The organism is Flavobacterium sp. FG68 (genome assembly GCF_057808895.1).
Genome location: NZ_JBMDIY010000045.1, coordinates 1 through 22,060, shown reverse-complemented (window position 1 = coordinate 22,060; position 22,060 = coordinate 1). Strand labels below are relative to the sequence as shown.

The following is a 22,060-nucleotide window of genomic DNA, read 5'->3' as shown; positions in this document are numbered from 1 at the left end:
TTAAATTATATAGACGATGAAAATAATACCTACAAGGTTTTTGAAACCTTGCAGGAAACGTGAAGATTACTCGTATCGTAACGCTTCAATAGGGTCTAATTTCGAAGCTTTAATTGCAGGATATAAACCGGAAACAATAGCAACAATAAAACTGGTTGCAAAAGCAGCAAATATCGCTTTCCATGGAATTACAAAAGCAAAATCCATTATTCCGGCAAATGCACTGCCAACAACAATTCCTAATATAATCCCAATTAAACCTCCGATTTGACCAATCAATAAAGTTTCAATAAAAAACTGAACTGAAATTGTAACCTTTGTCGCGCCCAATGCTTTACGAACGCCAATTTCTCGCGTGCGTTCAGTAACCGAAACAATCATAATATTCATTAAAGCAATTGACGAACCTAGAATAGTGATAACAGAAATAATCCAGGCAGCCCAGCCTAAATATTGTGTAATTCCTAAAATTCTGTTGATCAAGTCATCACTTCGGCCAATACCAAAGTTATTATCACGAACCGGGCTAAGTTTTCGAACTCTTCGCATTGTACTAGTTGCATTATCAACAGCTTGGTCTAAAAGTTCTTTTTTAGAAACCATAATACTTATCGTGTAGTTAATATTTGGAGCAGTAAATAATGAGCGTGCCACCTGAATAGGAATTAAAACACGTAAATCCTGACTGTTTCCAAATGTTGAACCTTTTTCTTTTAAAACGCCAATGACTTTAAAACGTGCACCGCGAATTGAAATTACTTTATCAATTGGGTTCACATCTTTTAATAAACCTTTTTCAAAATCAGAACCCACAACGCAGGAATAAGTATTGTTATCAATATCAAATTGATTAAAAGAGCGTCCTAAAGTAGTTTCCAAACCTGAGTTTGAAATAAAATGTTCATCAACACCCACAACCGTAATTTCTGGATCTGTTTTGGTGTCTAAATATTTTACTTCTGCTTTTGATGTTGCTGTAAACGAAAGGGAGGTTTCGGTAAAAGGATATTTGTATTTGTTTTTAAAAGCAACTGCTTCAGGATAAGAAATAATTGGATTTATGATTTCTCGTTCATTTCCGCCGCGGTTACGAACTGTATTTTCATATTGATTGATGTTAAAAGTATTCGCTCCCATCGAAGCAAAATTGGTCGAAACCGTGTTTTCAAGTGCCGTTACAACAGTTAAAATTCCAACCAAAGCGGTAATTCCGATAGCAATAATTAAAACGGTAAGAATGGTTCGCAGTAATTGAGTTTTGATAGAACCAAAAGCAATTCGGATATTTTCTTTAAATAATTTTAGCATCATGACCAATTTGTCACGAAAATACGGTTTTTGTTACAAGTTTGTTTTCGAACCGCTATTATTTATTTTAAAAAGTAAGATATTTGCAGTCGATTAAAATCAAAAGAAAATAATGTTAAAGAATTTTAGGTTTTTAGATTTCACAATAAATCTAAAATCTAAAATCAGAAATCTAAAATAAAAAAGATGGCTTCAAAACCAAGCATTCCACAAGGGACAAGAGATTTTTCGCCTGCCGAGGTGTCAAAACGTCAATATATTATTCAGACGATAAAAACTAATTTTGAAAAATTTGGTTTTCAGCCGATAGAAACTCCTTCGTTTGAAAATTCAGATACTTTGATGGGAAAATATGGGGAAGAAGGAGATCGTTTGATTTTTAAAATCCTGAATTCAGGTAACTTTTTCTTCAATAAAAATAAAATTGAATTACCGGAATCTATAGAATCGCTGCAAGTTAATTCTGCCGAAACAATAGATTTAAGTCAAAGAATTGAACTGAATAAATTTACAGGAAGAATTTCAGAAAAAGCATTGCGTTACGACTTAACAGTTCCGTTTGCAAGATACGTTGTACAACACCAAAACGAAATTGAATTTCCTTTTAAAAGATACCAGATTCAACCAGTTTGGAGAGCTGACAGACCACAAAGAGGACGTTACAGAGAATTTTATCAATGTGATGCCGATGTTGTAGGTTCAACTTCACTTTGGCAGGAAGTAGAATTGGTTCAGTTATACGATACCGTTTTTACATCTTTAGGTTTAGAAGGCGTAACAATCAAAATTAACAATAGAAAAATATTATCTGGAATCGCTGAAGTTATTGGAGCTTCAGATAAATTAATTGATTTTACAGTTGCTCTTGATAAATTAGATAAAATTGGAGAAGACGGCGTAAAGAAAGAAATGATCGAAAAAGGTATTTCTGAAACGGCGTTGGTAAAAGTACAGCCGCTTTTTAGCTTCACCGGAACTTTCGCAGATAAAATTAAGCAGCTTTCAGAATTACTAGCTTCATCAGAAGAAGGAATGAAAGGTGTTGAAGAATTGAAATTTATTTGTGACAATGTTGCAGTTTTAGGATTGTCAAGCGCAATTTTAGATCTTGATGTGACTTTGGCACGCGGATTAAATTATTATACAGGTGCTATTTTTGAAGTTGGAGCTCCAAAAACGGTTTCAATGGGTTCTATTGGCGGAGGCGGAAGATACGACGATTTGACTGGTATTTTTGGTTTAAAAAATATGAGCGGTGTCGGAATCTCTTTCGGATTAGATAGAATTTATTTAGTTTTAGAAGAATTACAATTGTTTCCGGAAACTGTTGCTGCGACTTCAAAAGCAATATTTATCAATTATGGAGATAAAGAAGCTTTGTACGCTTCAAAAGCTATTCAGAAATTAAGACAAGAAAATATAAAAGTAGAATTGTATCCAGATAATGTAAAAGTTGGAAAACAATTTCAATATGCAGATAAACGCTTGATTCCGTTTGCTGTAATTGCAGGTGATCAGGAAATTGCATCAGATTCTTACGCTTTAAAGAATTTAGTGACAGGTGAGCAGGTTTCAGTAGATTTCGAAGGATTGAAAAATGCTTTATTAGGTTAAATATTTGTAGCGAAGGTTTTTTTTGCCACAGATTATATAGATTTAAAGGATTTTTTTTCACGCAGATTAGGCAGATTTTAGCAGATTTAATTTGATTTTTATATTAAATAATCTGCTTCAATCTGCCTAAATCTTTTTTAAAATCTGCGTGAAATAAAATTTTTTAGTGACAAGCTAATAGATTTCAACGAATAGAAAAAAAACTTTGTTAGTTAACTATTTGGAACGAAGGTTTTTGCCTCAGATTGCCGAGATTTAAAGGATTTTCTTTTTAAATCTCTATGTGAAATAGTTGCTGGTAAAGAAAAAAAACTTTTAATTTGCCGACCTTAAGTTACAAGTTACGGGCGTAGTTCAAGGGTAGAATAGCGGTCTCCAAAACCGTTGATGGGGGTTCGAATCCCTCCGCCCGTGCAATATTTTTTACCGCAAAGAGCACAAAGTTTTTTGCCAAAAATACTTAAAAACATAAAGTTCGCAAAGCTAAATCAATACAAAGCTTTGCGAACTTTGCCTTTTTTAAAAAGTTTAAGAGTAAAAAAACTTAGCGTTCTTGCGCTATTTTTCAAGATAAAAAAGCATAAAAAAAAGCTTCGTCTCTGTAAGGCGAAGCTTTTTTTAATATAAGGTAAACTTGAATTAATAATTATTTAGAGGCCTTAGCCAACCCTTAAATTCAATTTTGATAGGTAATAAATTTTTGTTCCCAATTTGGATACCAAAGATACGACAAACTAAATCGTAATAGTCTTAAAATTATAATAAATTTTTATTGCCTATTTTCGCTTTTTAAAACACTCATATTTAATAAAGTGACAATTTGACATTTTATAAGATTTGGCAGTACTTTTGCAATCCAACAGAAAGAAATAAAAATGAAGTTTAAGAATATTTTTAAAAATAAAAGTAATATGACTACGGAAAATACAGAATTCGATCAGGAATTAGATGATGTAACGTTAGAGAACAATGCCAACGGTGAGCAGTTAATTGTTGAAGAATTAAGTGTTGAAGAGCAATTAGCTCAAGACTTGGCAAAGGAAAAAGATAAGTTTTTGAGATTATTTGCCGAATTTGAAAATTACAAAAAAAGAACTTCAAAAGAGCGCATTGACTTGTTTAAAACTGCAAATCAAGAAGTTTTGTTAGCAATGCTTCCTGTTTTAGATGATTTTGACAGAGCAATGGTAGAAATCAACAAATCTGAGGATGAAAATTTAACTAAAGGTGTTGAATTGATTCACGAGAAACTAAAAAGCACTTTGGTAACTAAAGGTTTAGAACAAGTTGACGTAAAAGCAGGAGATGCCTTTAATGCTGATTTTGCTGAGGCAATTACCCAAATTCCGGCACCGTCTGAAAAATTAAAAGGGAAAATTGTTGATGTTATTGAAAAAGGGTACAAATTAGGAGACAAAATTATTCGTTTCCCTAAAGTAGTAATCGGAAACTAAAAAATGCAAGTAAAATTCTAAAGCCCAATTTTTAATGTTGGAATTTGGAATTTGTGATTTGGAATTTAAACCTAACTATGAAAAAAGATTTTTACGAAATACTAGGCATTTCAAAAAATGCTGACGCTGCCGAAATAAAAAAAGCATATAGAAAAAGTGCGCTTAAATATCACCCTGATAAAAATCCAGGCGACAAAGAGGCAGAAGAAAACTTTAAATTAGCTGCTGAAGCTTATGAAGTTTTAAGTGATCCACAGAAAAAAGCAAAATACGATCAATATGGACATCAGGCATTTGATGGTTCTGGCGGATTTGGCGGTGGTCACGGCGGTATGAATATGGATGACATTTTCAGCCAGTTTGGTGACATTTTTGGAGGAGGATTTGGCGGTTTCGGAGGCGGAGGCGGAGGCCCTCGCCGTGCTAAAGGAAGCAATCTTCGAATTAAAGTAAAACTTACTTTAGAAGAAATTGCAAATGGTGTTGAGAAAAAAGTAAAAGTAAAACGTAAAGTTCAGGCAAAAGGTGTAACGTATAAAACTTGTACGACTTGTAACGGTCAAGGTCAGGTAATGCGTGTAACTAATACCATTTTAGGAAGAATGCAGTCAGCATCAACTTGTCCTACTTGTGGTGGTTCTGGTCAAATTTTAGATAAAAGACCTTCTGAGGCAGATGCTCAAGGAATGGTTCAGGAAGATGAAACTGTATCAATCAAAATCCCGGCAGGTGTTACTGACGGAATGCAGTTGAAAGTTTCAAACAAAGGAAACGATGCGCCGGGAAATAGTATTCCGGGAGATTTAATTGTTGCCATTGAAGAAGTTGAACACGAATTTTTAAAACGTGAAGGTGAAAATATTCATTTTGATTTATACATCAGTTTCCCGGAAGCAGTTTTAGGAGTTTCAAAAGATATCGAAGCCATCAACGGAAAAGTTCGTATTAAACTGGAAGAAGGAATTCAATCTGGAAAAATCCTAAGATTAAAAGGAAAAGGAATTCCAAGTTTAAACGGTTACGGAAGCGGAGATTTATTGGTTCACGTAAATGTCTGGACACCAAAAACATTAAACAAAGAGCAAAAACAATTCTTTGAAAATGCGTTAAACGACGAACATTTTGCACCAAGCCCTGAAAAATCAGAGAAATCATTTTTTGAAAAAGTAAAAGATATGTTCTCATAATCTAAACTTTTCTAAAATGTTTAAATAAATTCAAAACCCATTCTAAACATAAATAGAATGGGTTTTTTGCGTATTATTATGCAGATTCGCTAGTAATTATTTACTTTTACAGACTGTTGGTAAAAATAACAAAAACCAGCGCAAGAAAATCCAAAAAAACAAAATGAGCAACTTACTCGAAGTACATAAAGTCGTAAAACAATATGGCGATTATGTAGCGCTTAACGAAGTTTCATTAAATGTGCCAAAAGGCAGTATATATGGACTTTTAGGTCCTAATGGAGCTGGAAAAACTTCCCTAATCAGAATCATCAATCAAATTACAATGCCAGACAGCGGCGAAGTAATTTTAGATGGAGAAAAACTGCACCCAAAACACGTACAGACAATTGGTTATCTTCCGGAAGAAAGGGGATTATACAGCTCGATGAAAGTTGGGGAGCAATGTTTGTATCTCGCACAAATGAAAGGACTTTCTAAAGCCGAAGCCAAAAAACAATTGGATTATTGGTTTGACCGTTTAGGAATTCAGGGCTGGTGGAATAAAAAAATTCAGGAGCTTTCTAAAGGAATGGCGCAGAAAATTCAGTTTGTAGTTTGTGTATTACATAAACCAAAATTGTTAATTTTTGATGAACCTTTCTCAGGTTTTGATCCCGTAAATGCCAATGTTATAAAAGATGAAATTTTGGCATTAAAAGAGCAGGGAGCAACTATTATTTTCTCGACACACAGAATGGAAAGTGTTGAAGAACTGTGCGATCATATTGCTTTAATTCATAAATCAAATAAACTGATTGAAGGAAAAGTGGGCGATGTAAAACGTCAGTTTAAAACCAACAGTTTTGAAGTGGGAATCCTGACAAACAATGTTGAAGGTTTGATGTATGATATTACACAAAAGTTTACCGTTTCGCCTGCGAATTTTAAATCCTTAAATGACGATTTAAAATTAAATATTCAAATAGGAAATGCAGCGCCAAATGAATTATTACATATCCTGACACAACGCGGACAAGTAACGCATTTCGTAGAAAAAATTCCAAGTGTAAACGATATTTTTATTCAAACTGTTACAGAAAATACAAAATAAAATTCCAAAAAAAAGAAATTCCAAATTCCAATTTAAGAGTTTTCAAAATTGGAATTTGGAATTTGAAAATTTAAAATATTTATGAGCATCATTTCGTTGATTATAAAAAGAGAATTTATTGCCAAAGTCCGCAATAAATCTTTTGTTGTCATGACTTTTTTGAGTCCGCTTTTGTTTGTTGCTATAGCCGTTTTTATTGGTTATTTAAGCACGATGAAAGCCGAAACAAAACGTATTGCTATTCATGACGAAACCGGACTTTTTGCTGCTGATTTTTTAAAGGAAAATAAAAAAGGTGCTGAATTCAAATATCTGAATTTATCTGAAATTGATGTAAAAGCTTTAAAAGACAGCATTACAAAAGAAAATTTCAGTGGCTTAATTGTCATCCCAAAAACAAATAAAACAAAAGATTTAGAAAGTAAAATTGAGTTTATTTCGAATAACAGTCCAAGTATTTCTTTTATAGAAAGCACACAGAAAATCATTGGAACAAAAATTACCAAACTAAATCTCGAAAGCGCCAAACTAGATACGCTGGCAATTCAAAAAGCACAGTCAGAAGTTAATATTCATTTGGTTAAAGCTTCGGGGGAAGAAAGTTTAAAAGGATTAAATGAAATAAAAATTGCAATAGGCGGTGCATTCGGTTATTTGATTATGATGTTTATTATCATCTACGGAAATATGGTAATGCGAAGTGTAATCGAAGAAAAAACAAACCGTATTATCGAAATCATTATTTCATCTGTAAAACCATTTCAGTTAATGATTGGTAAAATCGTTGGAACTTCTCTTGCAGGAATTTTACAATTTATAATTTGGGCTTTTATTGGTTTGGGATTAATGTTTGCGGCATCAACATTTTTTGGCGTAAACGTTGGACCAACAGCCAGAATTTCGCCGGAATTAATGCAATCTGCACAGCATGAATTTTCAGGAACAGCACAAATGTATATTACTGAATTATGGAATCTGCCAATTGCCAGTATCATAATTGGTTTCGTGATTTATTTTATTGGAGGCTATTTTCTATACAGTTCATTTTACGCCGCAATTGGAGCAGCTGTTGACAATCAAACCGATTCTCAGCAATTTTTACTGCCAATATTAATGCCGTTAATTCTAAGTGTATACATCGGATTTTTCACGGTTGTAAACGATCCACACGGAACCGTTGCCGTTGTATTCTCCATGATTCCGCTTACGTCGCCAATAGTTATGCTAATGCGTATTCCGTTTGGCGTGCCGTGGTGGCAAATCGCAATTTCGGTATCATTATTGTTTGCTACCTTTTTCCTTGTTGTTTGGTTCGCAGCAAAAATTTACCGCGTAGGTATTTTAATGTACGGCAAAAAACCAACTTGGAAAGAATTGTATAAATGGTTAAAGTATTAAATTCCAATTCAAAAAAGAATGGGAATAAATCCCAAATTCCAATAATTGGATTTTGGAATTTTTAAAATTGAAAATTACGAAGAATGAGTAGGATACTAATAATTGAGGACGAAGCAGCGATTAGAAGAGTTTTGGTAAAAATATTATCAGAAGAAAATGACACCTATCAGGTTGATGAAGCTGAAGATGGGGCTGCGGGTCTTGAAAAAATAAAAAACAACGATTACGATTTGGTTTTGTGCGATATCAAAATGCCAAAACTGGACGGTGTTGAGGTTCTAGAAGAAGTAAAAAAGATAAAACCGGAAATTCCAATGGTTATGATTTCAGGTCATGGCGATATGGAAACCGCAATTCATACCATGCGTTTGGGTGCTTTTGATTATATCTCAAAACCACCAGATTTAAATCGTTTATTGAATACCGTTCGTAATGCTTTAGACAAAAAACAATTAGTTGTTGAGAATAAAATTCTAAAGAAAAAAGTCAGCAAAAATTACGAAATGATTGGCGACAGCGAATCTATTAATCATATTAAAGTTATGATTGATAAAGTTGCTCAAACTGAAGCAAGGGTTTTAATTACGGGACCAAACGGAACCGGAAAAGAATTAGTGGCACATCAATTACACGAAAAAAGCGAACGTGCCAATTTTCCTTTAATTGAGGTAAACTGCGCGGCGATTCCGAGTGAATTGATTGAAAGCGAATTATTCGGACACGTAAAAGGTGCTTTTACATCGGCAGTTAAGGATCGTGCCGGAAAGTTTGAAGCGGCTGATAAAGGAACTATTTTCTTAGATGAAATTGGTGACATGAGTCTTTCGGCTCAAGCCAAAGTTTTACGCGCGCTTCAGGAAAGTATGATTACAAGAGTCGGTGCCGATAAAGACATTAAAGTTGATGTTCGTGTGGTTGCCGCAACAAATAAAGATTTAAAAACAGAAATTGCCGAAGGCCGTTTCCGTGAAGATTTATACCATCGTTTGGCTGTAATTTTAATTAAAGTTCCGCCATTAAATGAAAGACGTGACGATATTCCGGCTTTGATAAGGCATTTTGCAGAGAAAATAGCTTCTGAACAAGGAAATGTAGTTAAGGTATTTTCGGCGCAAGCCATACAATTATTACAGGAATACGATTGGACTGGAAATATTCGTGAACTTCGAAATGTTGTCGAAAGATTAATCATTTTAGGAGGTAACGAAATCTCTGAAGGCGACGTGAAAATGTTTGCCAGTAAATAAATGATTTAGAATCTAAATTCTAAAATCATAAATCTAAAATTAAGCATGAAACTAAAAAAAATAAACGAGAAACTACAAGACGGACTAATTGAAAACGGTTTAACAGAAGCAAATGTTTTGCAGCTGGAAACTTTTTCGACCATTAAAAGTGGTGCGGATTGTATTATTATTTCTCCGGAGAAAAGCGGAAAAACAACTACAATTGTTTTAAATGTGATTCAGCAATTGGCTGGAAAAAATGAGGAATCGCCTCGTGCTTTGATTATTGTTGAAGACAAAGCAAAAGTGCTTGAAATGGAAGAGCTTTTTGAGAAATACGGAAAATATACGAATCTCGAGGTATACGGTGTTCATGACAAAGGCGATATGGATTATGACAAAAACTACGTTTCTACGGGAATTGATGTTTTAATTGGAACGCCAAATAAATTGAGCGATATGTTTTCGACAGCGGGTTATAATGTAAACCGCTTGAAAATGTTTATCCTTGATGATGCAGATCCTATTTTGAAATTACGTCATGAAACTAAAATCATGCGTATTTCGAACAGTATTGCCAAAACACAGCGTTTAATTTTTGCTGAAACTTTGACAGAGCGTATCGAAATTTTGGCAGATAAAATGTTACTTGAACCTTATTTGTTTGATATGGATGAAGAAGGCGAGGAGGAATTGGATGAAGAGGAAGACGATATTGAGGAAGAGTAAAAAGTCGCAATTTACAGTCTCAGTCGCAGTTTTTAGTCACAGTTTACAAGCTTCACTGAAAACTGTGACTGAGACTGAAAACTAACTAATAATATATGGAAATATTAAAAACGCTTAAATTCTTGTCAATCGTACTTCTGTGCTTTTTTCTGATTATTTATGTTTTGATAATTTCTTATGTTTACTTTAATCAGGTTGAATTGGTTTTTCATAGTTCGAGATTACCAAAAGATTACAAGTTTGATTATCAGCAAAAATTCGAAGAAATAAACATCAAATCCTTTGACGGAACTATTCTGAACGGATTATTATTTAAAGCTGAAAATTCAAAAGGACTGATTTTTTATCTTCATGGAAATGCCGGAACACTTGAAACCTGGGGTAAAATTGCAAAAGTATATACTTCATTAGGATACGATATCTTTATTCTAGATTATAGAAGTTTCGGGAAAAGCGAAGGTGAAATCGAAAATGAAGAACAATTGTCAAAAGATATTTCTATTGTGTATCAGTCAATGACTAAAAGATATCCAGAAAATAAAATCATAATTGCCGGATATTCGATAGGCTCCGGATTTGCGGCTAAATTAGCTTTCGAAAATAAACCAAAAGCTTTACTGCTGCAGGCGCCGTATTATAATTTTTTAGAATTATCAAGTAAACGAGTGCCAATGTTTCCGGACTTTATGAAAAAGTTTAGTTTAGAAACCAATGTATATCTCCCGCAGATAAAAGCTCCCATTTATATTTTTCATGGAACAGCAGACCAGTTAATTCCTTTTGAGAATTCAGTTCGGTTAAAAAAGCTTTTGAAGTCAAATGCGGCTTTTTATCCATTAAAAAATCAGGAACATATTGGAGTAAATGAAAACGAAGATTTTCAAAATCAATTAAAAACAATACTAGAATAGATTAATAATTAATAAAATAAAATGTCATGGGATTAATGAAGGTGTTTTCGGGAAGTGAAGTATTAGCCATTGCTTTGCAGGAAAGATTAGAAGAAGCCGGTGTAGAAACTGTAAAAAAAGATAATATTCAATCCGCTCGTTTAGGAGGTTTTGGCGGTACAGATTTAGCCGTTGAGGTTTTCATTCAGGAAACAGATTTTGCAAAAGCAAATCCGGTTATTGAAGAATTTAGAATGAGTATTTAAAAAGTTTTCAGTATTCAGTCGCAGTCTCAGTTTTCAGTGCAAAACTGCTTACTACGACTGCGACTGAATACTGCGACTGCAAACTAAAAAAAATGCAATACAAAATGTTAGTTCTGGACATGGATGATACCTTGTTGACAGACGACCACAAAATTTCAGATTTAAATAAAAAAGTTTTATTAGAAGCACAGGCAAAAGGCGTTTATGTTGTTTTGGCTTCGGGAAGGCCAACATCGGCAATGATTGCTTATGCTAAAGAGCTGGAACTGGATTTGAATGATTCTTATATGATTTCTTTTAACGGAGCTATTATCAGCCAGGTAAAAGATGATTTGGTTTTATTTGAACAAAAACTTACTGTCGAACAAATTCACGCTTTATACGATTATAGTGTAAAAATGAAAACGCACATTATAACGTATTTAGATGACGAAATTATAAGCGAAACCGATTCTGAATATATCGAGATCGAAAAAGATATTACCGGAATGGCGCATCGTAAAGTTTCGAGTTTTAAAGACTATGTTGACAGACCTGCTGTAAAATGTATTTTACTTGAAGATCCAGCTTATTTAAAAGAAGTCGAAAAAGATTTATTAGTAGCAATGCCGCATTTAAGCGTTTCAATGTCTAAACCTTTTTTCCTTGAAGCAGCGCAAAACGGCATAGATAAAGCAGCAAGTTTAAAACAATTAGCAGATAAACTCAGAATTCATCAAAGTGAAATTATCGCCGTTGGAAACGCCGGAAATGACTTAACGATGATCGAATATGCCGGTTTAGGTGTTTGGGTTGATAATGTAACGCCAGAATTGCGCGATAAAGCAAATTTAATTGTATCTTCAAATAACAATGACGGCGTTGCCGAAGTAGTACAGAAATATATTTTAAATTAATTTGAGATGAAAAATCCAATCGAAACAGAACGTTTGATATTACGGGAATTAGAAATTTCTGATGCAGAAGGAATGTTCGAATTGGATTCGAATCCGAATGTGCATTTGTTTTTAGGGAATAATCCCGTAAAACATATTGAAGAAAGTATTGATTATATCAAATTTGTTCAAAAACAATACAAAGATTTTGGAACAGGCCGCTGGGCTGTCGTTTTAAAAGAAACCAATGAATTTATTGGCTGGTCAGGAATAAAGTATATTACGGACGAAATCAATAATCATAAAAACTTTTACGAGTTAGGATATCGTTTTATCGAAAAACATTGGGGAAAAGGATATGCCTCAGAAGCTGGAAAAGCTTTTGTCGATTATGCTTTTAACGAAATGAAAGTAGAAAAACTTTACGCTTTCGCGGATGCGGGAAATGAAAATTCCAGAAAGATTTTAGAAAAACTAGGTTTTCATTTTGTAAATTCTTTCGAGTATCAAGGAGAAATAGAAGTTTGGTACGAACTCAAAAATCCAAACTTATAAGGAATTGTGTTTTAAGAAATGCGTTCCTCCAAATCTTTGAAAACTGTAAAAGTCTGCAAAGATTTGGAAAACGTAATTTCTTGGAATTATTTTTTAGCTACAGAAACAAAATATTTATTTCCGTCACCCATTGTAAGTTTTACACGCTCGTCGCAAAGATCAATTGCATAAACGGCACTTTCGTAACAGCTGCAAGTTGTGTTTTTGTCTTTAGACATTTCAGTTTTACAATTGTTATTTTTGAATGTTGCTAATTGTGGAGTATATAAACTTACTAAATCTGTAGAAGCAGTAACTAAAGAGATGATACTTGCAGAATTATTATTAGTAATTCTGTAAACAATTCTATCAGTATAGTTTACTTCATTTACAGTTACTTTACGAATATAAGTGTAAGCTGTAGATTCTGTACTTGGCTCCTTTACTTCAAATTTAAATCCAACCGCACGAATTGCAATATCAAATTGTGATTGAGAGTTTAAACTCGCCCAATTTGTTAAAGTACTAATAGATGGAAATGGGTTTGCATTTGCAGCTGGGGCATTAGTTTGCGCTTGCGAACTAAAAATGGTCAAGAACATCAAGCAGATCGTGGGTAAAAATGCTTTCATAGTGGAGTTTTTAATTTTTAATTTTTGCCTACTCTTTATGGTTTTCGGCGTTCCCATTCGTTTTTTAATAACAAAACAACAACATAACGATTGAAAATCAAAATTGTTTTACATGAATTGTTATAATATTAATATTAACGTTTAAAATCTATAAAAACTCAATATAACACTGAAATTTTCTAAGCAAAGTTAAATGTAAGAAAATTTTAATTTAAAAGACAAAAAAATGTATTTAATCGATAAAATTTGCACTTAATCGATAATTTTGTCATTTTATTCTTATTGAATCAAAAATTATCATCTCCTAAAATACAAAATTTAAGAAATAATTGATTTATTATTTGGTTTTTTAATGCGTTTTAAAATTGATGCTTTCTGCAAAATATTGATATATAGTATATTATTGATTTTATTTTCAAGAATATTGTATGTAAATTTGCAAACTCTTTAATAGAGATGTAAATATAATATCTTACTACTATAAATGTAGTGCATTCCTATGGAAAATAGAAAAAAAGTTGCTTTTTATACGCTTGGCTGCAAATTGAATTTCTCAGAAACCTCTACGATTGCCCGAAACTTTAATGACGAAGGTTTTGATCGTGTCGATTTTGAAGAAATTGCAGATATATATGTTATCAATACCTGTTCTGTAACAGAAAATGCAGATAAGCAGTTTAAGCAGGTTGTAAAAAAGGCAATGAAACTTAATGATAAAGCTTTTGTTGCAGCAGTTGGATGTTATGCACAATTAAAACCAGAAGAATTAGCTGCCGTTGACGGTGTTGATTTAGTTCTGGGAGCTACCGAGAAATTTAAAATCACAGACTATATTCATGATTTGAGCAAAAACGATATGGGTGAAGTTCACTCTTGCGAAATTGCCGAAGCTGATTTTTATGTGGGAAGTTACTCTATTGGCGACCGTACCCGTGCATTTTTGAAAGTTCAGGACGGCTGCGATTATAAATGTACCTATTGTACCATTCCTTTAGCACGTGGAATTTCAAGAAGTGACGCTTTAGAAAATGTCTTAAAAAATGCCAAAGAAATTTCGGCTCAAAATATCAGGGAAATTGTTTTAACAGGAGTTAATATTGGAGATTACGGAAAAGGCGAATTCGGAAATAAAAAACACGAACATACTTTTCTGGATTTAGTTAAAGCTTTAGATGAAGTTGAAGGAATTGAACGTCTTCGTATTTCATCTATTGAACCAAATTTATTGAAAAATGAAACCATAGAGTTCGTTTCAAAAAGCCGAACTTTTGTTCCGCATTTCCATATTCCGCTGCAATCAGGAAGCAACGATATTTTAAAATTAATGAAACGTCGTTATTTAAGAGAAGTTTATACAGACCGTGTAAATAAAATTCGTGAAGTTATGCCGCACGCTTGTATTGGTGTCGATGTAATTGTTGGTTTTCCTGGAGAAACAGACGAACATTTCTTAGAAACGTATCATTTCTTAAACGAAATGGATATTTCTTATCTGCACGTTTTCACGTATTCTGAAAGGGATAATACAGAAGCTGCAGATATGCCGGGAGTTGTTCCTGCGAATGTAAGGGTAAAACGAAGCAAAATGTTACGCGGATTATCGGTTAAAAAACGCCGTGCTTTCTACGAAAGTCAAATAGGAACAAACAGAACTGTTTTATTCGAAAGTGAAAATAAAGAAGGTTACATTCATGGTTTTACAGAAAACTACGTAAAAGTAAAAACGCCATGGAACCCAGAACTGATTAATACTTTGCACGAAATCAATTTGACAAAAATTGATGAAGATGGAAGTGTTCGTTTGGAGTTTGTAAATAAATTGGCGGAAGCTTAAAAATATATGTGATTTAACTTTGTCAAAGTTTAAAACTTTGACAAAGTTATCGCGACATCCATATATCCAAAGTATTGTCATTTCGACCGAAGAGAGAAATCGCACTATTTTGTCGACAAAGATTGGAGATTTTCTTTGCGGAATTATTAGTGCGATTTCTCCCTTCGGTCGAAATGACAAATAAAAAAGCCTCATAAAAGAGGCTTTTTTATTTTATAACTACTTCTGATTCTCAGGAATCACCAATTTCAAAGAATTAATATAATCGGTATCAAATTCAATAACCCTGATTTTTTCAGGATTAAAAGCTAATTCACCGCCAAATTTGCCTTTTGTTTCAAGGAAATCAATTAATAGTTCATCTGGTGTAAGCGAAATCAGTTTACCCAAATAGACCGCTTTTGAAGATTTTTTAGCAATCTGAAAAATGGTATACTTCCTGTCAAGAAAATTTACAATAGCATTCAGATCCTGAATCGGAATAATATCTTCTGTATTAATGTTTATTCCTTTTAAGCGAATAACCTTTTCGGTAAAAACGAGGTCTTCATCCCTGTGAATCGCTTCGATATTTTTATTCTTTAAAATAACAAAGCCATCCAAAATATAATCAACCGGATTGTTTCGAAGTAAAATCCAGTCATCAGAATAATCAATAAGAAATCCGGTAAAAATTTCTTTTTTATCCTGAAATTCTATCGCAATTAATTGTCTTAAATATTGTTCCATCATTTTAGTTTTGAAATTCCAATTTTTTTAAACTCCAAATTCCAATTACATTAAGAGTTGGAATTTGGAATTTAAAATTTGGATTTTTATTTTTAAGGATTAGTAGACCAAATACTGCTGTTTTTAATAAAAACTCTGCGGTTTAATTTTAGCTGTGCAATAATCAGTTCAGCAACATCTTCAGACTGCATTACTTTTTCTGGATTTCCATCCGTTAATTTTAAATCGATTGCCAAATCTGTTGCCACTGTGCTTGGCGTTAAGGCAGTAACACGGATATTGTGTTTTCTCATTTCCTGCATTAAAGAGTCAGTTAAACCCATAACAGCAAATTTTGAGGCACTGTAAGCGCTTGTAACAGCATTCCCGTTTAATCCCGCTGTTGAAGAAATATTAATAATATCGCCCGTTTGTCTTTCGATCATTTGCGGAATAACAGCGCGGGTTGTATAATACGTTCCCATTAAATTTACCTGAATAATTCTTTCCCAGTCTGCAGGTTCTAATTCCAGAAATTTTCCAAAAGCACCAATTCCGGCATTATTAATCAGGATATCAATAGTTTTAAATTCTGCTAAAGCTTTTTCAACGGCAGTATTTACAGAATTGATATCAGATACATCTGCAGATAAAGCTAAAGATTTTACACCAAATTGATTTACTTCAGCGGCTAATTGATCCACATCGGCTTGCGTTCTGGCAAGAAGAATTACGTTTACACCTTCTTTTGCCAAAGCAATGGCAATTGCTTTTCCAATTCCTTTACCAGCGCCTGTAATAAGCGCATTTTTATTTTTTAAGTCTGTCATGATTTATGTTTAGAAATGCAAAAAGCATCATTTTAAGTCTAACAAAAATAAAACTTTTGCCAACTAAAATGATGCTTTTAGGTGTTTTCTTAATCTAAGTTTAACAACTTTGTTATTCTTTCAAAACCATGTCGATACACATAACGGCAGCAAGAATTAATTGTCTAAGCGGACTATCTGATGGTACAGTTTCTTCAATTTGAAGTACATAATTATCTGCACTTGTAAAAAACTCTTTTCCTAATCCGGCCCATTTTTTGCTTACTTGTGCAAGTTGTTTATTTTCGTGAGAAAATTTAAAATCCCATCCTGTCCATTTCCCTTGTAATGTTGCAGCAGGTTTGTCATTTTTATCTAAGATTTCAAATCTTCCTCCAAATGAGAAAAATTTCTGTTTGAAAGTTCCAATTAACCTGTCTTTTTCGTCAAAAACTTCAACTGTCGAACGAAAGATTGCAATTCCTCTTTTTACCGAAATTAATTTTTCGCCCGAAGCAGTTGTGATTTCAACATTAAAAGGCGTTGCTCTTTTATAATCTGTAAAACGAAATACTTTAGTAAAGAAACCAAGATTATTTTCTCGGCAGTTCATAATTATTTGATTCGTTTCAGGGTCGTAAATGTCGTAGTTGTTAGCAGCTTTAAACATTCCGATATGTTCTTTAACTAAAAATAGATTTTGGCTTAAAATTGGATTCATACGTTTTTAAAATTAATGATTCGATTAGAAACCAAATGTAAAGAAATATTTATTAATTATATTGTTCGGAAGTTTCAATAAGACGAATAAATTCAGCTTTGTAACCTCCTTTGTCGAATGATATTCCTTTTTGTGCTAATTCCGCAATTGCTTCAGATGATTTGTCAGAAATTAATTTTGAATCTCTGAGTTTTAATCCAAACCAAGCCACGGCTGTACTAAATTTAAAATCATCACTCGCTCTGTCTAAACTAATCGATTTGTTGTTGATTATCTGAACCATTTCAATACTTTTATCGCCGTCGGGTTTTTTGTAACGAAATTTTATTGTCGCCAGTTCACCGCTGTAATTGTTTGAACTTGTTTCGGTTTGAGTGTATTTTAAATCATCAGGCTGAACGTTTAAATAATCGCTTTTTACACCAGCCGGAATAATTTCATACAAAGCCGTAACGGTATGGTTACTTCCTAATTCTCCGGCATCGATCGCATCATTTTTAAAATCTTCCGGACGAAGTTTTCTGTTTTCGTAACCAATCAATCGATACGCCTGAACTTGTTTTGGATTGAATTCAATCTGGATTTTTACATCTTTTGCAATCGCAAACATCGAACCTTTAAATTCTTTTCCAAGAAAACGGTTTGCTTCCTGAATATTATCGATATAGGCATAGTTTCCGTTTCCTTTATCAGCAAGGATTTCCATTTTACTGTCTTTGTAATTTCCCATTCCGTAACCCAGACACGTTAAGAAAACGCCTGTTTTTCTTTTTTCTTCAATTAATTGTTCCATGTCAGAATTTGAAGAACTTCCCACATTAAAATCACCATCAGTTGCCAGAATTACACGATTGTTGCCGCTTTTAATGAAATTTTCTGTTGCAATTTTATACGCCAGTTCAATTCCTGCTCCTCCGGCCGTACTTCCTCCGGCTTCTAATTTATCCAGCGCTTTAATTATCGTTTTTTTCTCGTTTCCAGAAGTTGGAGGTAAAACCATTCCTGCCGCTCCCGCATAAACCACAATGGCTACTTTGTCATTTGGGCGTAATTCGTTTACTAATATTTTTAGAGATTGTTTTAATAAAGGCAGTTTATTCATTTCGCTCATTGAACCCGAAACATCAATTAAGAAAACAAGATTTGAAGCAGGTAAATCTTCAATTGGAATGTTTTTTCCCTGTAAACCAATTTTCAGAACTTTATTTTGTGAGTTCCATGGCGAATCACTTACTTCTGTATTGATAGAAAATGGATGTTCGTTTTTTGGCTGCGGATAATTGTATTTAAAAAAGTTGACCATTTCTTCTACACGCACCGCATCTTTTGGAACTTGTTGTCCGCTATTCAAAAAACGTCTGATATTGGTATAAGAAGCATTATCAACATCAATGGAAAAAGTAGAAAGCGGAGCCGTTTTTGGACTTTCAAAAGCATTTTCTGTAAAAGCATCATAATCTTCCTGCGTTGGTTCAACAGGACGAATAGGAGTGATCTGATTTAGTTTTTTATCTAATTCTTTTTCAGAAAGATTTTTGTAAAGTTCATTTTTGGTCGAAATTACAACGATACCATTTGAAGCTTTACTGCCATAAACAGAAGTTGCCGCCACATCTTTTAAAACAGATACATTGTCAATATCATTCGGATTAATTTTTGCCATTTGATCGGCTTTTATTGCTACTCCGTCAACAATATACATTGGTTCATTTTTTGGAGAAACAGAGACTGCTCCGCGTATGGCAATACTGGGACTTGGACTAGCCATATATCCTACATTGCTTTGGACCTGAACCCCGGCAACTTTTCCTTTAAGTGCCTGAGAAATATCTTTTTTCTCTTTTCTTTTTTCGGCACGTGCATAACTTCGACTTTCATATTCAGAATCATTTGAGCCATAACCCACAACTACAACTTCACTTAAGGTTTGAGTATCCGAAAAAAGCTGTATATTAATTGTATTTGAATTTTCAACTCTTTGTCTTTGCGTTTTATATCCAATGAAGCTAAAAATAAGCATGTCTCCTTTTTTTGCCTGAATACTGTATTTTCCATCAAAACTGGTTATGTAATTTGCTTTTGAATTTTGGTTGATAATAGTAGCACCCGGAACTGGCATAGAAGTTTCATCTGTAACAATTCCTGTAATCGTTCTTTCCTGCGCCATTGACACGAAACATATAAGCATAGCAATGGCTGATGAAATAAGTTTTAGACTTTTCATGATAGTAAGTTTTAAATTAATGTTCGGATTTTTTCTTAGTCAAAGCTTTAAACTTTGACTATGATTTGGTGAGTTTTGGCTATTTCTTTAAAGCCGGTTTTCCTGTTTTTGTAGTTATAATGACAACTCCTTTTTTTCCTTTTTCGCCATATTTTGATGTGGCTTCAAGATCTTGTAAAATGGTTATTGTTTTAATGTCTTGTTTGTCCAAAGGTGCATAAGGGCTCGTTGGATTATTTCCAAATAAATCATTTTCAGAATAATAAATTCCGTCAATAATGTATAAAGGTTCATCTAAAACAACAAGGGATTCTACGTTTTCAGGCTCTAGATTTGTAATTTCGGCCTGCATCATTTTATCTTTTTTTACCTCGTCGCTGTGAGCCATTGCATTACCGTTAAGAATAACTAAAGGCGCACTTTTTTTAGCTCTTTGAGATTGCATTTCTGCAGAAGAGGCTTTAAAAGTTTCTTTCTCCATTTTTCGTGAATATCCGGAACTTACATCTATTTTGTCTTTAGCTTTTGAAACTTCAGTTTCTTCTTCTGAGTATGCGGATTCTGCAGCAACGGCGACAGGCGCACTAAGTGCAGGCATCGCATCATAATTTGGTGCTGCAGCTACATTAGCAGCACTTGGAACTTCATGTATTGCAACTGGTTCTTGGTGTTTTATTTGTTTCTCCAGAATTTTAAGAGCTTCTTCTTTTGGAACTAATTGTGAATCTGCGGCAACTACAGCTTTGTTTTTCTCTATATCAGAATTTCCAATTGTTTCTTTTTCCGTTTCATTAACTACAACCTTATCAGGTGTTTGAATAATCGACGTTTTGTCTGTTTTTAAAAACTGATATCCTAAAGATATTACTAATAAAAGTGAAGCAGCAACAGCGATTTTTTTCCAGAGTGCAATACTTTTTTTATCTTCTTTTCTGTCCAGTTTGTCTTCAAGTCGTGACCAGACTTTTTCCATTCCCGGAAAATCTTTTGGTTCTGCATTATCTGCAGCTTCCTTAAATCTGTTGAATATTTTATCTTGATTGTCCATGACTATTTTGCTTTTTGATAATATAATTTATTTACTAATTCCTTTAGCTTGGTTTTCGCGGCATTCAATTGTGATTTTGAAGTGCCTTCAGAAATGTTGAGCATTGCTGCAATTTCTTTATGTCCGAAACCTTCAATAACAAAAAGGTTAAAAACAGTTTTACAGCCATCCGGAATATGGTTTAATAAATTAAGTAAGTCTTCTTCTTCTAATGAGTTCATTTCTTCTGTAAATGGCTGTGCAAGCATTTTTACATCATCAAGATACATGTTGAAATTTGTGTTTTTCTTGATGGAAGCCAAACAGTAATTAACGGCAATTTTTCTAGCCCAGGCCTCAAAGGCTTTTTCTTCCTTAAGCTGATCTAGTTTTGTAAATATGGTATAGAAAGCGTCGGCCAAGGCTTCTTCGATTTCTTCTTCCTTCTTGAGGTATCGTTTGCAAACGCGATACAATTTTGGAGCCATGTGCTCATAAACCTGACGCTGGGCATCGCGGTTCATTTTTTTGCAGTTAGAAATTAGCGTTTCGTTTATCACAATATTGGTCTTTAATTATAAAGAGAGCGAAAAAGATAAAAAGGTTGGGTCGGGTGTGAAAAAAAAGTTTTTTTTTCAGGTTCAAAGGTTCATAGTTTCAAAGTTACAAAGGTTTTATGTAGATACGCACAGCAGTGCGTCTAATGTACCGTAAAATCGAAATGACATGAAATAAGTTCAAATTTTATTTTTTTGTATTTCGATACCAATCTTCAATTTTCTTAATTGATTCCTTGTCAATTTTTGGATTACTGTTTAAACCTAAATTAATTTTTGTATTAGAAATATATGAGTTTAGAAAAATTATTGCAAAACCTCCAACTTCAGCATCTTCAGTTAAAAGAGTTGAAGAAAAAACATTCATATATCCGCAGCATTTTTCTTTAGAATTCATAACTGAAATCAAATATTCGACATCTTTTGGCTGTACCCAGTTATCAGGAAAATCCCCAAGCATTGATACAAAATTTAGCGCAGACTTTTTATTGTATTTTTCTTTGAAAAGAAGAATAAATGATTTTGGATCTAAATCTTTTGGAGATAAAGTCTTGTGATTTTTTTTTACATTTGAAGTTAACTCTTCAATACTTAAAGTGCTTAAGTTTTTCTTTTCTTTATTATTTATTTTAAAGGTATAAAATAAATAAGCGCCTGCCGAAAGAGTAAGAATTATTATCAATGAAAGAATTCCTTTTTTCATAAAATTGAAATTATTTTATAAACCTATATTTCTCAACGAAGGTATTTGTAGAGACGCACAGCAGTGCGTCTAACGTATCGTAAATCCGTAATTTTTATCATTCAGCATTTTTATATTCTTTGCGGAGACGCACTGCTGTGCGTCTCTACGTTATTATGGTAATCGAAATACTTTGTGTCTCTTTGCTTTATAATTTTGTTTAGAAAGGCATTCTTTTTTAACGATGGTTTTATTGTAGAGACGCACAGCAGTGCGTCTAACGTCTCGTAAA

At 33.4% G+C, this 22,060-nt stretch carries 21 protein-coding genes and 1 tRNA gene; 13 read left to right on the top strand and 9 right to left on the bottom strand.

The window, feature by feature from the left end:
• Positions 1–66: 66 nt before the first annotated feature.
• Positions 67–1,311 carry an ABC transporter permease gene (locus ACODSB_RS21800; protein ID WP_488938565.1) on the bottom strand — a complete coding sequence of 415 codons (1,245 nt, stop codon included), beginning with the start codon at positions 1,309–1,311 and terminating at the stop codon, positions 67–69.
• A 183-nt stretch (positions 1,312–1,494) separates the two neighbouring features.
• Between ACODSB_RS21800 and hisS the strand changes: the two genes are divergently transcribed.
• The 12 genes from hisS to ACODSB_RS21740 all read left to right on the top strand — a co-directional run bounded on the left by hisS (position 1,495) and on the right by ACODSB_RS21740 (position 12,595).
• Complete coding sequence (hisS, locus tag ACODSB_RS21795; RefSeq protein WP_488938564.1) at positions 1,495–2,922, top strand: histidine--tRNA ligase; 1,428 nt, start codon at positions 1,495–1,497, stop codon at positions 2,920–2,922.
• A 343-nt stretch (positions 2,923–3,265) separates the two neighbouring features.
• Positions 3,266–3,336: transfer RNA gene (locus ACODSB_RS21790), tRNA-Trp, on the top strand.
• 461 nt (positions 3,337–3,797) lie between these two features.
• Entirely contained in the window at positions 3,798–4,376 is a 579-nt protein-coding gene (locus ACODSB_RS21785) for a nucleotide exchange factor GrpE (protein ID WP_053474046.1), read from the top strand.
• Positions 4,377–4,453: 77 nt separating this feature from the next.
• On the top strand, positions 4,454–5,563 hold the full coding sequence (gene dnaJ, locus ACODSB_RS21780) for a molecular chaperone DnaJ (RefSeq protein WP_053474045.1): 1,110 nt from the start codon (positions 4,454–4,456) through the stop codon (positions 5,561–5,563).
• Between the two features lie 163 nt (positions 5,564–5,726).
• Positions 5,727–6,656, top strand: coding sequence for an ABC transporter ATP-binding protein (locus ACODSB_RS21775; protein WP_488938563.1), 930 nt, complete (start codon positions 5,727–5,729; stop codon positions 6,654–6,656).
• 81 nt (positions 6,657–6,737) lie between these two features.
• Positions 6,738–8,054 carry an ABC transporter permease gene (locus tag ACODSB_RS21770; protein ID WP_488938562.1) on the top strand — a complete coding sequence of 439 codons (1,317 nt, stop codon included), beginning with the start codon at positions 6,738–6,740 and terminating at the stop codon, positions 8,052–8,054.
• A gap of 83 nt (positions 8,055–8,137) precedes the next feature.
• Positions 8,138–9,301 (top strand): sigma-54-dependent transcriptional regulator, encoded by a 1,164-nt coding sequence (locus ACODSB_RS21765; RefSeq protein WP_053474042.1) that lies wholly within the window; start codon positions 8,138–8,140, stop codon positions 9,299–9,301.
• A 45-nt stretch (positions 9,302–9,346) separates the two neighbouring features.
• A complete protein-coding gene (locus tag ACODSB_RS21760; protein ID WP_180859756.1) occupies positions 9,347–10,009 on the top strand; it encodes a DEAD/DEAH box helicase in 663 nt (220 codons plus the stop codon).
• Between the two features lie 95 nt (positions 10,010–10,104).
• Positions 10,105–10,920 carry an alpha/beta hydrolase gene (locus tag ACODSB_RS21755; RefSeq protein WP_488938561.1) on the top strand — a complete coding sequence of 272 codons (816 nt, stop codon included), beginning with the start codon at positions 10,105–10,107 and terminating at the stop codon, positions 10,918–10,920.
• 26 nt (positions 10,921–10,946) lie between these two features.
• Positions 10,947–11,165 carry a putative signal transducing protein gene (locus ACODSB_RS21750; RefSeq protein WP_053474039.1) on the top strand — a complete coding sequence of 73 codons (219 nt, stop codon included), beginning with the start codon at positions 10,947–10,949 and terminating at the stop codon, positions 11,163–11,165.
• Between the two features lie 92 nt (positions 11,166–11,257).
• Positions 11,258–12,061 carry a Cof-type HAD-IIB family hydrolase gene (locus tag ACODSB_RS21745; protein ID WP_488938560.1) on the top strand — a complete coding sequence of 268 codons (804 nt, stop codon included), beginning with the start codon at positions 11,258–11,260 and terminating at the stop codon, positions 12,059–12,061.
• A gap of 6 nt (positions 12,062–12,067) precedes the next feature.
• Complete coding sequence (locus ACODSB_RS21740) at positions 12,068–12,595, top strand: GNAT family N-acetyltransferase (protein WP_488938559.1); 528 nt, start codon at positions 12,068–12,070, stop codon at positions 12,593–12,595.
• 86 nt (positions 12,596–12,681) lie between these two features.
• On the opposite strand, the gene ACODSB_RS21735 is transcribed toward ACODSB_RS21740, so the two are convergent.
• Entirely contained in the window at positions 12,682–13,206 is a 525-nt protein-coding gene (locus ACODSB_RS21735; RefSeq protein ID WP_053474077.1) for a hypothetical protein, read from the bottom strand.
• Between the two features lie 499 nt (positions 13,207–13,705).
• On the opposite strand from ACODSB_RS21735, the gene mtaB reads away from it, so the two are divergent.
• Entirely contained in the window at positions 13,706–15,040 is a 1,335-nt protein-coding gene (mtaB, locus tag ACODSB_RS21730) for a tRNA (N(6)-L-threonylcarbamoyladenosine(37)-C(2))-methylthiotransferase MtaB (protein WP_488938558.1), read from the top strand.
• Between the two features lie 219 nt (positions 15,041–15,259).
• On the opposite strand, the gene ACODSB_RS21725 is transcribed toward mtaB, so the two are convergent.
• The 7 genes from ACODSB_RS21725 to ACODSB_RS21695 form a co-directional block, all read right to left on the bottom strand.
• Positions 15,260–15,772, bottom strand: coding sequence for a hypothetical protein (locus ACODSB_RS21725; protein ID WP_317044747.1), 513 nt, complete (start codon positions 15,770–15,772; stop codon positions 15,260–15,262).
• Between the two features lie 89 nt (positions 15,773–15,861).
• Entirely contained in the window at positions 15,862–16,578 is a 717-nt protein-coding gene (locus ACODSB_RS21720) for a 3-ketoacyl-ACP reductase (RefSeq protein ID WP_053474034.1), read from the bottom strand.
• A 112-nt stretch (positions 16,579–16,690) separates the two neighbouring features.
• On the bottom strand, positions 16,691–17,278 hold the full coding sequence (locus tag ACODSB_RS21715; protein WP_053474033.1) for an LURP-one-related/scramblase family protein: 588 nt from the start codon (positions 17,276–17,278) through the stop codon (positions 16,691–16,693).
• 52 nt (positions 17,279–17,330) lie between these two features.
• Positions 17,331–19,502: a vWA domain-containing protein gene (locus tag ACODSB_RS21710; protein WP_488938557.1), complete on the bottom strand. Its 2,172-nt coding sequence runs from the start codon at positions 19,500–19,502 to the stop codon at positions 17,331–17,333.
• 79 nt (positions 19,503–19,581) lie between these two features.
• Positions 19,582–20,550, bottom strand: a complete 969-nt coding sequence (locus ACODSB_RS21705) for a hypothetical protein (RefSeq protein WP_488938556.1) — start codon at positions 20,548–20,550, stop codon at positions 19,582–19,584.
• Positions 20,551–20,552: 2 nt separating this feature from the next.
• Positions 20,553–21,053, bottom strand: coding sequence for an RNA polymerase sigma factor (locus tag ACODSB_RS21700; RefSeq protein ID WP_053474076.1), 501 nt, complete (start codon positions 21,051–21,053; stop codon positions 20,553–20,555).
• 220 nt (positions 21,054–21,273) lie between these two features.
• Positions 21,274–21,789 carry a hypothetical protein gene (locus ACODSB_RS21695; protein WP_256635820.1) on the bottom strand — a complete coding sequence of 172 codons (516 nt, stop codon included), beginning with the start codon at positions 21,787–21,789 and terminating at the stop codon, positions 21,274–21,276.
• Between the last annotated feature and the right edge of the window lie 271 nt (positions 21,790–22,060).

Excerpts from the sequence above, each read along its gene's own strand:
- ACODSB_RS21710 (WP_488938557.1), bottom strand. The coding sequence starts at position 19,502 with ATGAAAAGTCTAAAACTTATTTCATCAGCCATTGCTATGCTTATATGT.
- ACODSB_RS21720 (WP_053474034.1), bottom strand. The coding sequence starts at position 16,578 with ATGACAGACTTAAAAAATAAAAATGCGCTTATTACAGGCGCTGGTAAA.
- ACODSB_RS21740 (WP_488938559.1), top strand. The coding sequence starts at position 12,068 with ATGAAAAATCCAATCGAAACAGAACGTTTGATATTACGGGAATTAGAA.
- ACODSB_RS21760 (WP_180859756.1), top strand. The coding sequence starts at position 9,347 with ATGAAACTAAAAAAAATAAACGAGAAACTACAAGACGGACTAATTGAA.
- ACODSB_RS21755 (WP_488938561.1), top strand. The coding sequence starts at position 10,105 with ATGGAAATATTAAAAACGCTTAAATTCTTGTCAATCGTACTTCTGTGC.
- dnaJ (WP_053474045.1), top strand. The coding sequence starts at position 4,454 with ATGAAAAAAGATTTTTACGAAATACTAGGCATTTCAAAAAATGCTGAC.
- ACODSB_RS21725 (WP_317044747.1), bottom strand. The coding sequence starts at position 15,772 with ATGATGGAACAATATTTAAGACAATTAATTGCGATAGAATTTCAGGAT.
- ACODSB_RS21775 (WP_488938563.1), top strand. The coding sequence starts at position 5,727 with ATGAGCAACTTACTCGAAGTACATAAAGTCGTAAAACAATATGGCGAT.
- ACODSB_RS21715 (WP_053474033.1), bottom strand. The coding sequence starts at position 17,278 with ATGAATCCAATTTTAAGCCAAAATCTATTTTTAGTTAAAGAACATATC.
- ACODSB_RS21770 (WP_488938562.1), top strand. The coding sequence starts at position 6,738 with ATGAGCATCATTTCGTTGATTATAAAAAGAGAATTTATTGCCAAAGTC.
- ACODSB_RS21695 (WP_256635820.1), bottom strand. The coding sequence starts at position 21,789 with ATGAAAAAAGGAATTCTTTCATTGATAATAATTCTTACTCTTTCGGCA.
- hisS (WP_488938564.1), top strand. The coding sequence starts at position 1,495 with ATGGCTTCAAAACCAAGCATTCCACAAGGGACAAGAGATTTTTCGCCT.
- ACODSB_RS21705 (WP_488938556.1), bottom strand. The coding sequence starts at position 20,550 with ATGGACAATCAAGATAAAATATTCAACAGATTTAAGGAAGCTGCAGAT.
- ACODSB_RS21700 (WP_053474076.1), bottom strand. The coding sequence starts at position 21,053 with ATGAACCGCGATGCCCAGCGTCAGGTTTATGAGCACATGGCTCCAAAA.
- ACODSB_RS21785 (WP_053474046.1), top strand. The coding sequence starts at position 3,798 with ATGAAGTTTAAGAATATTTTTAAAAATAAAAGTAATATGACTACGGAA.
- ACODSB_RS21800 (WP_488938565.1), bottom strand. The coding sequence starts at position 1,311 with ATGATGCTAAAATTATTTAAAGAAAATATCCGAATTGCTTTTGGTTCT.
- ACODSB_RS21765 (WP_053474042.1), top strand. The coding sequence starts at position 8,138 with ATGAGTAGGATACTAATAATTGAGGACGAAGCAGCGATTAGAAGAGTT.
- ACODSB_RS21745 (WP_488938560.1), top strand. The coding sequence starts at position 11,258 with ATGCAATACAAAATGTTAGTTCTGGACATGGATGATACCTTGTTGACA.
- ACODSB_RS21750 (WP_053474039.1), top strand. The coding sequence starts at position 10,947 with ATGGGATTAATGAAGGTGTTTTCGGGAAGTGAAGTATTAGCCATTGCT.
- ACODSB_RS21735 (WP_053474077.1), bottom strand. The coding sequence starts at position 13,206 with ATGAAAGCATTTTTACCCACGATCTGCTTGATGTTCTTGACCATTTTT.
- mtaB (WP_488938558.1), top strand. The coding sequence starts at position 13,706 with ATGGAAAATAGAAAAAAAGTTGCTTTTTATACGCTTGGCTGCAAATTG.